Genomic DNA, 15,172 nt, shown 5'->3' on the forward strand with positions numbered 1-15,172 from the left:
TCCGTACTCGGCTTCCTGGTTCCATCGCGGCGGCGCTCAGCGGTCGATCAGCCGTCGATCGGCCCGATGTGGTCGCTCGTGTCGACGACCGGGTCCGGCGAGCGCGTCGACATGAGATCCATCCTTGCTCAAGGCGAGAATCCTATTCTCTGGCCTGTCCGGCCGCAATGTCCCGCCGCAGGAGCACCTTCTGGACCTTGCCGCTGGCCGTGCGCGGGAAGTCGCCGACCGTGTGGACCTCCTCGGGCCACTTCTGCCTGGCCAGCCCTACCCGTTCCAGGTGCGCCCGCATCTCCGCGAGCGTCGGCACCTCGTGCCCCGGGGCGAGCCGCAGCACCGCGGCGGCGTGCTCGCCGAGGCGCGGGTCGGGGGCGGCCACGACCGCCGCCTCGGCGACGGCCGGCATCGTGAGCAGCGCCTCCTCCACCTCCAAGGCACTGATGTTCTCCCCGCCGCGGATGATGAAGTCCGCCTTGCGGTCGACGATCGTGAGGTAGCCGTCCGCGTCGAGCACGCCGACGTCGCCGGTGTGGTACCAGCCCTCGTCGTCGAACGCCTTCGCCGTCAGCTCGTCGTCGAGGTAGCCCAGGCACAGGTCCGGGCCGCGGCTGAGGATCTCGCCGTCCTCGGCTAGCTGGATCTCGACGCCCGTCATCGGGTCGCCGTCGGTGAAGATCCTCTTCTCGAGGGCCGCGGAGTAGCGCGAGCCGGTGATCGACGGGTGCTCGGTGCTGCCGTACGACCGGAAGACGGTGACGCCCAGGTCGGTGAGCCTGGTGGTGACCGCGGCCGGCACCGAGGAGCCGCCCAGGCCCGCGTAGCGGATCCCCTCGTAGTGCTTGGCGAGCTCGAAGTCGGGGTGGTCGACGATGCTGGTCATGAAGAAGGTCGCGCCGCCGCCGACGGTGAGGCCGTCGGCGAGCAGCGCCAGCACCTTCGCCGGGTCCCAGACGTCCAGCAGGTTGATCGGCATGCCGTCCAGCACCGGGATCAGCAGCGCGTTGAGCATCCCGATGAAGTGGCCGACCGGCGCGCCGGTGAGCTGGGCGCCCCGGTCCTCGGGCATCAGCCCGGCGAGCTGGCGGGTCTCGAAGACCAGCGTCTGGTGACTGTGCACCACGCCCTTCGGGTCGCGGGTGGTGCCCGAGGTGAACGCGATCACCGCCGTCGAGGCCGGGTCAACCAGGAGCACGCCCTCGAGCGGCTCGTCGGCCAGCAGGTCGTCGAAATCCACCGTTCCGCCGCGTCGCTCAGAGCCTTCTGCTTCGCCGCGTCGGTCACGCGCTCCGGCTCCGTCCTCGCTCCGCTCGGACGAAACGACCTCCCAGATCGACTTCGTCGATCCGGCAGGAACCCCGTCCGCGCGTGCCCTCCGTCGCTCAGGGTCACGGTCGACCACGCCGACGATCGGTACCTCGGCGCACAGGTCCTCGTGCAGTTCCATCCGGCCGAACCGCTCCGCCGTGACGAACACCTTCGGCTTCGCGGTGCGCAGGATGTAGCCGAGCTCCTTGCGGCCGTAGAAATGCACGATCGGCACGACGACCGCGCCGAGGAACGTCGACGCCCAGAAGGTCGCCGCCGCCTCCACCCAGTTGGGAAGCTGGACGGCGACGACGTCGCCGGGGCCCACCCCGCGCGCCCGCAGCCCCGCGGCGAGCCGGCGGGCGAGCCGCTCGACGTCGCGAAGCGTCCCCTCATACGGCCGCACGTCCGAGTGGACCCGGAACTGGGCGTCGGGCGCGGCCGCGAGCCCGGCCGCTAACAGGTCACCGAGCGTCTCCCGGGTCCACCACCCCTCGGCCTCGTAGCGCTTGACCAGCTCGGCGGGGATGGTTCGCATGCTGGTGCACACTCCGTTTCGTGCGGCGACGGTACTCTCACCAGACGAGAACGTTAGTACCAAAGACGGAGAAGGCATAGTGATCGATCTCGACATCGACGGAGGCCTCGCGGTCGTCACGGTCGACCGGCCCGAGGCACGCAACGCCATCTCGCGGGACACGATGGACGAGCTGGAGAAGGTGCTCGACGCTGTCGACACGTCGGGAGCGCACGCGCTGGCCATCACCGGCGGCGGCGACCGTGCGTTCATCTCGGGCGGCGACCTTAAGGAGCTCGCCACGATCCGGACCAAGGAAGGCGCCGTCGACATGGCGCTGCGGATGCGCGGGCTGTGCGACCGGATCGCCGCGTTCCGCGGGCCCGTCATCGCCGCGATCAACGGCCACGCCCTCGGCGGAGGCGCCGAGGTGGCCATCGCCGCCGACATCCGCGTCGCCGCCGAGGACATCCGGATCGGCTTCACTCAGGCCATGTTGGCGATCATGCCGGGATGGGGCGGCGCGGAGCGGCTGGCGGCCGTCGTCGGCCGCGGCCGGGCCCTCATGCTCGCCGGCTCCGGCGCCGTCGTCGACACCGCCGAGGCCGCCCGCCTGGGCCTGGTCGACAAGGTCCTCCCACGCGCCGAGTTCGACGCCGGCTGGCGCGCGCTGGCGAAGTCCCTGGCCCACCACCCGGCCGCCGAGACCAAGCGCGTCATGTCCGGCACGGTCGGCCCGCGGGAGGCCGCCGAGGCCTTCGGCGACCTGTGGGTCTCCGACGCGCACTGGGCCGAGGTCGACAAGGTCCTGAACCGGATCCGCGACAAGTAACAAGTAAGGACGACAACAGCGCCCTGGGTATAAGGAGGGGAGGACGCCGAGACGGCGTCCTCCCCTCCTGCCTGTGGCCGTTGTCCCCGGCACCGGACCGTCGACGAGCCTCGGCCCGGCGGTCAGGTAACCGCGCCGGCTTCCTTCAGGGCGATGATGCGGTCCCAGCCGTAGCCGAGTTCGAGGAGGACCTCCTCGGTCTGGGCGGCGAAGTCCGGCGCCGGGGCCGCGACGGGCGCGGTGACGTCGAACTGGACCGGGTTCGCGACGAGCTCCATCTCCCCGGCGTCGATGATGTACTCGTTGGCCCTGACCTGCGGGTCGGCGCTGACCTGCAGCGAGTCCTGCACCGGGGCCCACGGCCCGGACAGGGTGGCCAGCCGTTCGGTCCACTCCGCCAGGGTCCTGGTGGCGAACGCCTCCCGTAGCAGCTTGACGCCCTCGGGGGTGTTCTGGCCGATCAGCTCCGCGGTGGCGAACCGGGGGTCGTCGGCCAGCTCCGGCCGGTCGACGTGGCGGCACACGTCCGCCCAGAACCGGGCCGGCTGCAGCATGACCAGGGAGATGTACCGGCCGTCCCTGGTCTTGTACAGCCCGGAGAGCGGGTTGGTCGGCGCGCCGTGCTCGCCGGGCACGATCCCCTCGAAGGCCATGTTGACGAACTTCGACAGCGCGACCCCGTGGCCCATCGACCAGACCCCGCTGCCCAGCAGCGAGACGTCGACGATGGAGGGCTCGCCGGTCCGCTCGCGGCGGAACAGCGCCGCGGCGATGCCGCCAGCGAGGTTCGTGCCGGAGATCGTGTCCCCGTACGCCGGCCCGGGCGGGTTGACGACGCCCTCGGTGCCCGGCGGCGTCAGGCTCGCGGCGGACGAGCCGCGCGCCCAGAAGGCGGTCATGTCGAACCCGCCCTTCGTGGACTCCGCGCCGCGCGGGCCGAGCGCGCTGCCGCGCGCATAGATGATCTTCGGGTTGACGGCGCGGATGTCGTCGACGTCGACGCGCAGCTTCTCGCGCACCTTCGGCAGATGGTTCGTCAGGTACACGTCGGCCTGCTTCGCCAGCTCCAGCAGGACCTCCCTGCCGAGCGGGTTGGCGATGTCCAGGCCAACGCTGCGCTTGCCCCGGTTGCTGTGCCAGATGTTCGGGTTCGGCCCGGCGGGGTCGACCTTCATCTTGCCGATCTGCGTAAGCCCGCGCTGCGGGTCGCCAGTCACGGCATGCTCAATCTTGATGACCTGAGCGCCCCACTCCCCGAGGACCGCGCCACCCGACGGCACGAAGCCGTACATGGCGACCTCGAGGACGCGGATGCCTTCCAGGGGCCGGGCGCTCACCGGCCCAGCCCCTGGGTCAGCTTGACCACGCTCACTTGACCGGCACCGCCAGGGTCTTGCGCTCCAAGAACTCCTCCAGCCCGGGCACGCCCATCTCGCGGCCGATGCCCGACTGCTTGTACCCGCCGAACGGCGAGTCCGGAGCGAACCAGTTGCCACCGTTGACGCTGATCGTCCCGCTCCGGATCCGCCGGGCGATCGCGATCGCTCGCTCGTCGTCCGCGCCGAACACCGAGCCGGACAGACCGAAGATCGAGTTGTTGGCGATCGCGACGGCGTCGTCGTCGTCCTCGTAGGCGATGATCGCCAGAACCGGGCCGAAGACCTCGTCCTGAGCGATCTCGCTGTCCTGGTCGACGTCGGCCAGCACCGTCGGGGCGTAGAAGTAGCCGGGCCCGTCGAGGCTCTTGCCTCCGGCGACGAGCGTGGCGCCGGCCGCGACGGCCCGCTGGACGATCCCGTCGACCTTCTCGCGCTGCTCGGCACTGATCAGCGGGCCGACGTAGGTCTCCTCCAGCGCCGGGTCACCGACCTTGATGTTCTCGATCGTGGCCTTGACCTTCTCGACGAACTCGTCCTTGCGCGAGCTGGGCACGAGCAGGCGCGAGGTGACGGCGCAGCCCTGCCCCGCGTGCGAGCAGATCGTCATGGTCGCGATGAGGGCGAGAAAGTCCGCGTCCGCGTCATCGACGGCTATGAGCGCCGACTTGCCGCCGAGCTCCAGGAAAACCTTCTTGACGGTCTTGGCGGCGACTTCCATGATCCGTCGACCGACCGGCGTCGAGCCGGTGAAACTGATCATGTCGACGTCGGGGTGGCCGGTGAGCACCTCGGCGACCTCGACCGACGGCGAGGTGATCACGTTGACCACGCCGGCCGGGATGTCGGTCTCGTTGGCGATGATCTCGCCGAGTGCCAGGGTGATCAGCGGAGTCTGCGGCGCGCCCTTGAGGATCACGGTGCAGCCGGCCGCGAGCGCGGGAGCGACCTTCGCGATCGCGATCTGGGTCGGGTAGTTGTAGGGAATGATCGCGGAGACGACGCCCGCGGCTTCCTTCTCCACCCAGCGTCGATTCTTGATCCCGTGGGACTCGACCTCCGGAAGCTCCTCCGTGAACGAGTAGCCCGCGGCCAGGTCCGCGTAGTACTTCACGATGTCGATCGGGACATCGAGCGCCGCGCCGTACGTCATCACGCGCGGGTGCCCGACCTCGGCGATCGTCAGCTCGCGCAGCTCCTCGCGGTGCTTGACCAACGCCTCATGCAACTGGTTCAGGCAACGCACCCGGAACTCGACGTTCGTCGACCAGTCCGTCGTGTCGAACGCCCGGCGCGCCGCCTTCACCGCGGCCACCGCCTGCTCGACCGTCGCGTCCGGTGCCTCGCCGAGAACCTCGCCCGTCGTCGGGTTGAGCGAGACCGTCGCACTCGGCGCCTCGACCAGCTGCCCGTCGATGAGTAAGCCCTTCACGGCAGCTCCCTCGCCCTCTTCTGGTTGGTTCTCGTGGTGCGTCCTCGCCGATCATCCCCGAGGACGCACGCCGGATGTGCGCGGAGGCCCGTTACCAGCGCTTCCCTGTGCTGGAAGCTACATTCTCACCTGACGGGAATCAAGATTTCATGGACTGCCCGGTACAGCGGGCCGCCGCCGGGTGCCTCGACGGCCCGGGCACATACCCGGGCCGTCGACCCTACCGGGCACAGCGCACCCGCGGCGCCCGGCCGACGGGGCGCCGCGCGCCCCGCCGGTGCCCTCTCAGACCGTGGCGGGCAGCGCCACCGGGACGTTCATCAGCTTGGCCAGGTTCTCGCCCATGACCTTGCGGATGAACGGCTCGGGCTGGTCCTTGAGGTCGTCGATGTAGCTGACCGGGTTGGCCAGGCCCTCCGGGTGCGGGTAGTCGGAGCCGAAGAGGATGTGCTCCTCACCGAGCAGCTGGGCCAGCTCGGCGAAGTTCTCCTCCCAGAACGGGCTGATGTAGATGTTGCGCTTCAGGGCCTCGACCGGGTTCTCGATGAAGTCCTGCGGCATCTTCTTGTAGAGGTCCTTGAGGGTCTTGAGCAGCGGCCCGACCCAGGAGGCGCCGTTCTCGACGACCGCGACCTTCAGCCGCGGGAAGCGCGACACGGCGCCATGGATGACCAGCGACGCCACCGCGTCCTCGATCGGCCGCCAGGAGTGCAGCATCCGGAAGGCGTTCGGCTGGAAGGGCAGGTGCTCGGTCGCGGCCCCGGTCCACTCGCCGGTGAAGCGGGAGTAGCCCGAGTCGGACGAGTGCAGGGCGACCAGGATGTCGGCCTCCTGGACCCGCGCCCAGAACGGGTCGAACTCCGGCAGCGCGAACGAGCGCGGCCCCCGGTAGCCGGGCACCGGCGCCGGCCGGACCAGGATCACCTTCGCGCCCCGCTCCAGGACCCACTCCAGCTCCTCGACCGCCTTGTCGACGATTGGCAGGGTGATCACCGGGGTGGTGAAGATACGGTCGAGGCCGTTGTAGTTGAACTGCCAGGTCTCGTAGAGCCACTCGTTGAGCGCGTGGATCGCCGCGTGGGTCAGCTCCGGGTCGTCCTTCATCCGCTCCTCGAGCAGGCTCGCGAGCGTCGGGAACAACAGGGTCCTCGCGAGGCCCTGCTCCTCGTCCATCAGCTTCAGGCGCGCCGCGGGCTCGCGCCAGGCCGGGATGCTCTTCACCGGCTTGCCGAAGATCTCGCGGCGGGACTTGCCGTCCGGGTTGCCCTTGCGGTAGTACTCCTCCTGCGCACCCGGCCGGGCGACGACCTCGAAGGTCGGGTTGGGGATGTACTCGCTGACCGTCCCCTGGACCATGATCTTCGTGCGGCCGTGCACGTCGACGTAGTCGATCGCCTTCTTGTAGCGCGGCGGCAGGTACTTGGTGAACGCGTCGATCGTCTCGTACAGGTGGTTGTCGGCGTCGAACACCGGGATCTCGGGGCCGGACATCGGGCCTCCCGCTTGGGCTCTGGCTGGTTCCGTCGAAGTTAATTAATAATGCACCTATCGGCCGGGTGCACGGGCGCGAGCCGGGTGGCAGTGGTCACGGCGCCCCCGTCCGACCTACCGGTGGCGAACCGAATCACGTTCTGACACGATCGTCGAAACCTGCTCCTCGGGCAACCGCCCCGACACCCGGCCCACCGGCCGATGCGGGGTACGGGCCCTCGGCACGTACGCACAAGCAGGCCGACGATCGGACTGAGCATGATCGGGATCAGCGACCGCCACAGGGGGTTACCCTCGGCGGGGCGCGGCACCCGCAGCGCACGAAGCGCTCGGGCCTCGCAGCGAGACCGGCCGCGCGGGCGAGCACACTGTCCACGGGCAGCAACGAACTCGCCGGCCGACTCGCACCGCGAGGCCCGAGATGAGCGAACCTACTATGTGAACGCTCACTCAAATGCCCGCGGCCAGGCGGCCCGCGACTGCCCCCGAAGCTCGCCTGAAGCCCGGCTGAAATGCGAGGAAGGCGTTCACTCTGGGCGAACCGTTGACGAAACGGTGTCGAGCATGTATTCACTTAGCGACCGACAGCCGCTGTGATGCCCGACACACGACGTTACCGCGAGCTCGCGCTCGCCGGCGAGCTGTACGCCACACCTCCGCTGACCAAGATCGCCAACTGGGGACGACATGCCGCATACCAGGGTCGCTCGCCGCACCGTCGCCTCCAGGCGGTCATGGCGACGTCCCTCGCTGCCCCTGTTGACGATGCCCTCGGCGCCGTGGAGGCCTCGGCGATCGTGATCGACATCCCGGCCGCTGTGGGCATCCGCCGAAAGCCGGCCCCCGCGGTCTTCGACGCGGCCGGCGCCGACCTCGATCCGGTGACCGTCCCGCCGGACCAGGCCGACCTGACGCCGCGTGCACGACGCATCGCGACCGACGGCACTGGCGACCCATCATTCCCACTGTTCAAGACGGGCGCGGAGTCCTACGGTCACGACACTGACATTGACATCGACACCAGTCGCAGCGTCGCGATCGGCATGTTTCCATCGATGGCCGGCCTCCGTGCGGCCGTCGAGGGGATCTCGCGTGTGCGTGGCGGTCTGACCACCACGCTGGGCGACGAGGGCCGCGTGACCATCCACAAGCCGCCTGGCCAGTCGCCGATCGACGAGAACTGAACATAGCCGATCAAGAACTTCGCAGGGCCGATGCAAAACTGAACAGGCTGTAGACCAAACTCCACCACCACCGCCGCTTCCGCGGCCCTGTCCCGGGACGCCCCACGACAAGGGGCCGTCCCGGGTCAGGGCCATGGAAGCGGTCCTGACCCGAGAACCGCCGCTCAACGTGGTCCTGACCTGGGACGCCGATCGCGGAAGCGGTCCTCCTGGGACGACGTCGGGAGACTCCTCCATGTCACACATCGCCTCGCTCCTGCTCGGGCTCGGCAACGGCGCGGTGTTCGCCGCGCTCGCGCTCGCGCTGGTGCTGACCTACCGAAGCTCGGGGGTCATCAACTTCGCGACAGGAGCGATCGCTCTCTACGTCGCCTACACCTACGCGGACCTGCGAGAAGGCGAGTTACTGGTTCCGATTCCGGGCCTGCCAACGACCGTCAACCTCGGAACGGACAGCATGCCGTTCCTTCCGGCGGCGTTGCTCGCTCTGGCGATCGGCGCGCTGCTAGGCGCGCTGCTCTACGCGGTCGTCTTCCGCAAGCTGCTGGACGCGCCGCCGCTAGCCAAGGCGGTGGCCTCACTGGGCGTGCTGGTCATTATCCAGCAGGTGATGGTGATCCGGGTTGGTGTGGCGCCGGTCAGCGTCGAGCAGATCTTCCCGGCGGAGCGCTGGAAGTTCGGCTCGCTGACCGTGCTGTCCGACCGGTTCTACCTGGCCGTGGCCGTGGTCGTGCTGACCCTGGTGCTCACGGCGGTGTTCCGGTTCACCCGGTTCGGCCTGCTGACCAGGGCCACGGCCTCCTCGCAGACCGGCGCCTACGTCAGCGGCGTGTCCGCCTCCCGGGTGGCCCTGACCAACTGGATGATCAGCTGCGCGGTCGCGGGTGCCGCCGGCATCCTCATCGCGCCGGTCAGCCCGCTCGCGCCAACGACCTACACGCTGTTCGTGGTGCCGGCGCTGGCCGCGGCCGTGGTCGGCGGGTTCCAGAACCTGGTGCCGAGCGTGATCGCCGGCCTCGTGATCGGCATGGTCCAGGCCGAGGCGCTGTCGCTGGCCGCGCAGCACTCGTGGCTACCCAGGACCGGCTCGGCCGAGCTGGTGCCCCTCATCGTCATCGTGATCGCGCTGCTGGCGACGGGCCGGGCGATGCCCGTGCGCGGTGGCCTGGTGCGCCAGTCGCTGGGGCTGGCCCCCCGGCCGCGCTCCCTCACCCTGCCGACGGTCGCCGGCACCGTCGTCGGTGTCCTGTTCCTGGTCCTCCTCCACGGCACCTGGCGCGCCGCCGTCATCGGCACCATCATCGCCGCGGTCATCGGCCTGTCGCTGATCGTCGTCACCGGTTACGCCGGCCAGGTGTCGCTCGCCCAGCTCGCGCTCGCCGGCGCGGGCGCGTTCCTGCTGTCGAACCTCACCCAGAGCTGGCACATCCCGTTCCCGTTCGCGCCGCTGCTCGCGGCGCTCGGTGCCACCGTCCTGGGCGTCGTCATCGGCCTGCCGGCGCTGCGACTACGCGGTCTGACCCTCGGCGTGGTCACGCTCGCGCTCGCCTACGCCATCGAGGCGGTCTGGTTCCGCAACACCCAGATCGTCAGCACCTCGGGCGCGAAGGTCAGCGACCCGAAGATCTTCGGCCTCAACCTTGGGATCGGCAGCGGGCATGCTTTCCCCCGCCTGGAGTTCGGCCTGCTCTGTCTGTTCGTGCTGGTGGTGGTGGCGTTCGGTGTCGCGAAGCTGCGGATGAGCGCGCTGGGCTCGGCGATGCTCGCCGTGCGGGCCAACGAGCGCTCCGCCGCCGGTATCGGCATCAACGTGGTGCGGATCAAGGTCATCAGCTTCGCGATCGGGTCGTTCATCGCCGGCCTCGGCGGCGCGCTGCTCGCCTACCGGCGCGGCGTGGTCACCTTCGACTCGTTCTCCGCGGTCGGCGGTCTGTCGCTGCTGACGGTCGCCTACCTAGCCGGCATCACGTCAGTGTGGGGCGGTGTCAACGCCGGCCTCATCGCCAGCACCGGCATCTTCTTCATCGCGATGGACCGCTGGATCCACCTCGGCGACTGGTTCCAGGTCCTCACCGGCATCGGTCTGCTCGCCGCCCTCGTCGGCCACCCGGAGGGCCTCGCCAGCGACGCGCACAAGCTCGTGCACAAGGCCCGAGGTCTCCTGGAAAGCAGACGCCCAGCGACGCCGGTCGCCGCCCCGGTGCCGGCACTGGCGGGCATCCCTACCAACGGTCTGGCGGCCGGAGGCTCCGGGGCGCTGGATGCCCCGGCCACGCGCGCGACCACCGTGTCCGCTCCCCTGGCCTCGGTCGCCGTGGCGGGCGCCCAGGCGACGGCGCCGACCGGCGGTCACGGCGAGGTCCTGGAGGTGTCCGGCCTCACCGTCCGCTACGGCGGTGTGACCGCGGTCGACGACATCGCGCTGCGTGTCGAGCCGGGCAAGATCGTCGGTCTCATCGGCCCGAACGGCGCCGGCAAGACCAGCGCCATGGACGCCATCACCGGCTTCGCCCGGGCCAGCGGCAGCGTCACGCTCGGCGGCCAGCGCATCGACGGGCTCGCCTCGCACGTCCGGGTACACAAGGGCCTCGCGCGCACGTTCCAGTCGCTCGAGCTCTATGAGGAGCTCACCGTCGAGGAGAACGTGTCCGCCGCCCTCAGCGGCGTGCGCGGCCACGAGCGCCACCAGCGTCTCGCCGCCGCCCTCGCCGTGACGGGCATCGCCGACCGGGCCGACCGGCAGGCCGGCGAGCTCTCCCAGGGCGAGCGCCAGCTGGTGTCCATCGCCAGGGCCTGCGCCTCACGCCCGAATGTGCTGCTGCTAGACGAGCCGGCCGCCGGCCTGGACAGCACCGAGTCGGCCTGGCTCGGCGAGCGCATCCGCGGCATCGCCGCGGGCGGCGCGGGCGTCCTGCTCGTCGACCACGACGTCGCGCTGGTGCTCGGCGTCTGCGACTACATCTACGTGCTCGAGTTCGGCAAGCTCATCGCCGAGGGCACGCCGGCCGAGATCCGCGCCAACCGGCTCGTGGCCGACGCCTACCTCGGCAACGCCCACAGCACACCCGACCCGGCGCCCGCGGACGAGCAGGCCGCCGCGAGCGACGCCCAGCAGACGGCCAACGAGTCCCCGGCGGTGACGGCATGACCGCGACGGTCGAAACCTCCTCCCCCACCCCCGCCGAGGTCAGCACCGCCCGGCTCCAGACCGTCAGCCTCACCGGCGGCCGCGGCACCACGACGGCGTTCCGCGACGTCGACCTCGCCCTGGCGCCCGGCAAGGTACTCGCCCTGCTCGGGCCGAACGGCGCCGGCAAGTCGACGATGCTGCTCACGCTCGCCGGTCTCCTGGCGCCGCAGAGCGGCAACATCCTGGTCGACGGCACGAAGCTGCGCGGCGGCCGGCCGGCGGCGGCGAACCGGGCCGGGATCGTCCTCGTCCCCGACAACCGGTCGCTGTTCGTCACGCTGTCCGTCGAGGAGAACCTGAAGGTGGCGGCCCGCCGCGGCGGGCCGAAGCCACGGGACATGCTGGAGACCTTCCCCGCGCTCGAGAAGCGGTGGAAGCTGCCGGCGGGCGCGCTGTCCGGCGGCGAGCAGCAGATGCTCGCGATGGCACGCGCGCTCATCCAGCAGCCCCGGGTGCTGCTCGTCGACGAGCTGAGCCTCGGCCTCGCCCCGCTCATCGTCGAGACTCTCTTCGAGACGGTGCGCACGATCGCGGCCGACCACGGCTGCTCGGTCGTACTGGTCGAGCAGTACGCGAAACTCGCCATGGCCGCGGCCGACGATGTCGTCGTCCTGGCCCGCGGCCGGATCGCACTCTCGGGCTCCTCCGACGAGCTCGCCGACCAGGTGGACCGGCTGGAGAACCTCTACTTCGACTCCGCCGACTCCACGAACAACTGACCGAGCCCTCCCTCCGGGGAGGGCCGAGGATCCAGGCGGGTCGCGCCGAGCAACACGCGGCCCGCCTGATCTTTTTGTTCGCGTCAACGAGAGCGGGACGGGTGAGGTTTCGTGAAACTGGGATTTGCCATGCCGCATCTGCTGCGGCTGAAGGCCACCTGCCAGCAATGGGAGGCCGAGGTAACAGGCGCGGACCAGACGCGCCTCGCGAAATGGGCCGAGAAACTCGGCTACGCGATGATCGCTGTCCCCGAGCACCACATCATTCCCAGGGCACACGTGGACCTGTCCGGGCCACACTATTTCAGCGCCTACCCGGCGATGGCTTACTGGGCGGGGGCCACCGAGCAGATCCGCGTCAACTCGTGTATCGCGATCCTGCCGTTACAGCACCCGATCGTGACGGCGAAGGCGCTGTCGACCATCGACTGGCTGTCCAGCGGGCGGGTGACCGTGACGTTCGCCGTCGGCTGGCTGGAGGAGGAGTTCAGAATCCTGGGCGTTCCCTTCCAGGAACGCGGCGCGCGCGCCGAGGAGTACATCCAGGCGATCCTCGAGCTCTGGACGAAGGAGGAGCCCGAGTTCGACGGGAAATACGTCTCGTTCAAGGACGTCGCGTTCGAGCCGAAGCCGGTCCAGAAGCCGTACCCACCGGTGTGGTTCGGCGGTGACGCCGAACCGGTGCTGCGACGCGTCGCCCGCTACGCGACGGGCTGGTGGCCATTCCTCACCAAGCCCGCGGACATTCCCGCCAGGCTCGACCTCATCAGGTCCCAGCCCGACTACAACGGCAAGCTGACCGAGGTGTTCTACGGCCTGGGCACCGCGCGCGTCGGCGAGGGCCACGCGGTGAACGAGGACCCGAACGCCCGGCCCGGCATGCCCAAACAGGAGATCATCGACCGCCTCGGCTGGTTAGAGGAACTCGGAGTCACCATGAGCTCCGTTCCCATCCCCGCCCTCACCCACATTGACGAGTACTACGACTACACCCAGTGGATAGCCGAAGAAATCATGCCCGCCGTCGGGGGCTGAACGCCTTCCCCTCCCCCTGACCGCCTGGGCGTCCCGCCGTCGTCACGGAATCGGCGCCGGGACGTACCTGGTCGGGGCGCGGCCGGGACTGACGACCAGTTCGGTTCCGGGTTTGCCGGTGCGGAGGGTCTCGACGGCGGCGGTCGCGACCTCGTCGGCGGAGAGCATCGGGATGCCGGCGGCCCGGAAGCGGTCGCGTGCCGGCGAGGTCAGGGGTGTGTCGACGAGGCCGGGGCAGATGGCGCTCAGCCGGATGCCCTCGCGGGACAGCTTTCCGGACAGGGCTCGGACCAGACCGATGACGGCGTGCTTGGTCATGGTGTAGATCGGGTCCTGCTCGACGCCCATCAGCGCGGCGTGCGAGGCGGTGACCACGATCGAGCCGGTCCCGTGCCGGCGCATCACCGGGAGCGCGGCCCGCAGCCCGTACACGACGGAATGCTGGTTGACGCCGACGACCGCCTGGTACCGGTCGAGGTCGAGCGTCGCCGGGTCCTTGTCGACCGAGTTGATCCCCGCGTTCAGGACGAGCAGGTCCAGCCGCTCGCCTGCGGCCGCCACCATCCGGACGGACAGCTCGGGGTCGGTCAGGTCGCCGACCACCGCGGCACCGCCGAGAGACGCGGCGACGTCCTCGACCGCCGGGTTTCGGTCCACCAGCACGCAGCGCGCGCCCTCGGCCGCCAGCCGCCGCGCGACCGCCTCCCCGATCCCACCCGCCGCCCCTGTGATGACCGCTACCTCGCCCATTCGCCCACCTCGTCCCGTCTGCCCAGGTATTCCTGCAGGTTACGTGCGGGCCGTCAGCCCGGTCGCGACCTGGACGCACGGCAGGGACAACCCCCACCGCCTAGAGAGTCGGACGCACGAGTAGAAGCGCGGGAACGCGGCTAAAGGTCCCGATCCAACTCGCAAGATCCTGATCGACGTATCCAGCCACCCGCAGCAGATCACCGTGCAGTGTCAGCAGCGGCCGGTTGTAGATCGGCTCGTGGTGGGCGACCCGGTTCCGAAGACGCACAAGCTCATTGACAGGCAGGTAGACGGTGTCGCGACGGGCCGGACGTAGCCCTGGGAAGGCGTGCCGCAGGGCGGGCGTCCACAGCGACGACTCATAACGACCGGCGAGGAGAAACCGCCAGAAGCCGAAGCTCAGCTCGGTGACCAGGCCGCCAGGCGTCTCGGCCTTGTTCTGTCGCTGGAGTCTCCACCTGGCGTCGGCGATGTCTTGCGTTCGGCGAGCCTCTAGGACCCCGGAAGGGTCGTCGTACCAGCGGCCTGTCTGGGACCGCGCCGTATGCCATCTCGCTAGCTGATCGTGCAGCGCGTTGCGAAGCGCAACCTCCAGCAGCCCGAGCGCCTCGAAGAAGGCTCCACTGACAGTGCAGTTCCACTCGTAGAGGGCGAACGCCTTGTCAAGGTCCCCGGAGCAGGCCTGCTCGTAGGGTCCCATGCGCTCGAAACTCATCCGCTGGCGCAGCGCGAGCACCGACGGGGACGGGGTCGGGGCGTTGGACATGGCGACACTGATCCCTTAAAGTGTTCGGTGGACACCCCGGATGGCCTCTACCGCCTAGCGCGGTATGTCACCGGGGTTATTTTCTAGGTATATTTTTCTATGAAGGCCATGGCGGCTCACTCCATGACTCGCTCTTCGCCGAGGGTTGCAGCCGCTGGATCAGTTGCTCAACCAGGTCGGAGTCGGCCTTGCTGAGCGCGTTGATCCGAGCCGCGAGCCCGCGGACCCTTCGCGACTGGTCGGCGGCTTTCACCCCATACCACTCTTCCGCCACCGCAACAGCTACGTCACGTTGAGTGACGTTTAGCAGCTTCGCAAAACCGGCAAACGTGTCTTGAGCAGGCGGCCCCACGGCATCCGGGCCAAAATTGATCAACTTGTTGAACCATGCGGTCGACCGGGCTCGGTCACTGCCAGCCTCAAGATCGGCATAGCGGTACCCCCGCCGACGGAGATCCTCAATCCGCTCCGTGAACGGGCGCCCCTCCAGCTCATCTCCCACACCATGAGACTACATGAATCTCACAGTTCGTGCGATGAACGAAATAGAGGATCATGCCGAGTCTGCACCG

Annotated in this window: 12 protein-coding genes; 5 read left to right on the forward strand and 7 right to left on the reverse strand. The window is 69.5% G+C overall.

The features are described 5' to 3' along the window. Positions 1-142 precede the first annotated feature (142 nt). Complete coding sequence (locus BCD48_RS48785; RefSeq protein WP_116271447.1) at positions 143-1,843, reverse strand: AMP-binding protein; 1,701 nt, start codon at positions 1,841-1,843, stop codon at positions 143-145. Between the two features lie 79 nt (positions 1,844-1,922). Between BCD48_RS48785 and BCD48_RS07340 the strand changes: the two genes are divergently transcribed. Further along, positions 1,923-2,654, forward strand: a complete 732-nt coding sequence (locus tag BCD48_RS07340) for an enoyl-CoA hydratase/isomerase family protein (RefSeq protein WP_071047517.1) — start codon at positions 1,923-1,925, stop codon at positions 2,652-2,654. A gap of 122 nt (positions 2,655-2,776) precedes the next feature. On the opposite strand, the gene BCD48_RS07345 is transcribed toward BCD48_RS07340, so the two are convergent. The 3 genes from BCD48_RS07345 to BCD48_RS07355 all read right to left on the reverse strand — a co-directional run bounded on the left by BCD48_RS07345 (position 2,777) and on the right by BCD48_RS07355 (position 6,953). After that, a complete protein-coding gene (locus tag BCD48_RS07345; RefSeq protein ID WP_083418287.1) occupies positions 2,777-3,991 on the reverse strand; it encodes a CaiB/BaiF CoA transferase family protein in 1,215 nt (404 codons plus the stop codon). A gap of 31 nt (positions 3,992-4,022) precedes the next feature. Continuing rightward, positions 4,023-5,462, reverse strand: coding sequence for an aldehyde dehydrogenase family protein (locus tag BCD48_RS07350; RefSeq protein WP_071047518.1), 1,440 nt, complete (start codon positions 5,460-5,462; stop codon positions 4,023-4,025). Between the two features lie 285 nt (positions 5,463-5,747). Next, positions 5,748-6,953 carry an amidohydrolase family protein gene (locus BCD48_RS07355; RefSeq protein WP_071047519.1) on the reverse strand — a complete coding sequence of 402 codons (1,206 nt, stop codon included), beginning with the start codon at positions 6,951-6,953 and terminating at the stop codon, positions 5,748-5,750. Between the two features lie 596 nt (positions 6,954-7,549). Between BCD48_RS07355 and BCD48_RS07360 the strand changes: the two genes are divergently transcribed. The 4 genes from BCD48_RS07360 to BCD48_RS07375 all read left to right on the forward strand — a co-directional run bounded on the left by BCD48_RS07360 (position 7,550) and on the right by BCD48_RS07375 (position 13,081). Next, a complete protein-coding gene (locus tag BCD48_RS07360) occupies positions 7,550-8,137 on the forward strand; it encodes a hypothetical protein (RefSeq protein WP_071047520.1) in 588 nt (195 codons plus the stop codon). A 235-nt stretch (positions 8,138-8,372) separates the two neighbouring features. Continuing rightward, positions 8,373-11,285, forward strand: coding sequence for a branched-chain amino acid ABC transporter permease/ATP-binding protein (locus BCD48_RS07365; protein ID WP_071047625.1), 2,913 nt, complete (start codon positions 8,373-8,375; stop codon positions 11,283-11,285). Continuing rightward, a complete protein-coding gene (locus BCD48_RS07370; RefSeq protein ID WP_071047521.1) occupies positions 11,282-12,046 on the forward strand; it encodes an ABC transporter ATP-binding protein in 765 nt (254 codons plus the stop codon). Before BCD48_RS07365 ends, BCD48_RS07370 begins: the two co-directional genes overlap by 4 nt. A 111-nt stretch (positions 12,047-12,157) precedes the next feature. Next, complete coding sequence (locus BCD48_RS07375) at positions 12,158-13,081, forward strand: TIGR03619 family F420-dependent LLM class oxidoreductase (protein ID WP_071047522.1); 924 nt, start codon at positions 12,158-12,160, stop codon at positions 13,079-13,081. A 42-nt stretch (positions 13,082-13,123) separates the two neighbouring features. On the opposite strand, the gene BCD48_RS07380 is transcribed toward BCD48_RS07375, so the two are convergent. The 3 genes from BCD48_RS07380 to BCD48_RS50525 form a co-directional block, all read right to left on the reverse strand. Further along, complete coding sequence (locus tag BCD48_RS07380; protein WP_071047523.1) at positions 13,124-13,831, reverse strand: SDR family oxidoreductase; 708 nt, start codon at positions 13,829-13,831, stop codon at positions 13,124-13,126. 100 nt (positions 13,832-13,931) lie between these two features. Further along, the gene (locus BCD48_RS07385) at positions 13,932-14,600 is read right to left on the reverse strand and encodes an Abi family protein (protein WP_071047524.1); all 669 of its coding nucleotides are present in this window, start codon (positions 14,598-14,600) and stop codon (positions 13,932-13,934) included. Positions 14,601-14,697: 97 nt separating this feature from the next. Beyond that, complete coding sequence (locus tag BCD48_RS50525; RefSeq protein WP_131803826.1) at positions 14,698-15,102, reverse strand: hypothetical protein; 405 nt, start codon at positions 15,100-15,102, stop codon at positions 14,698-14,700. Positions 15,103-15,172: the final 70 nt, after the last annotated feature.

Origin of the sequence: Pseudofrankia coriaricola, assembly GCF_001854805.1 — a bacterium.
In the GTDB taxonomy this organism is placed as follows: domain Bacteria; phylum Actinomycetota; class Actinomycetes; order Frankiales; family Frankiaceae; genus Pseudofrankia.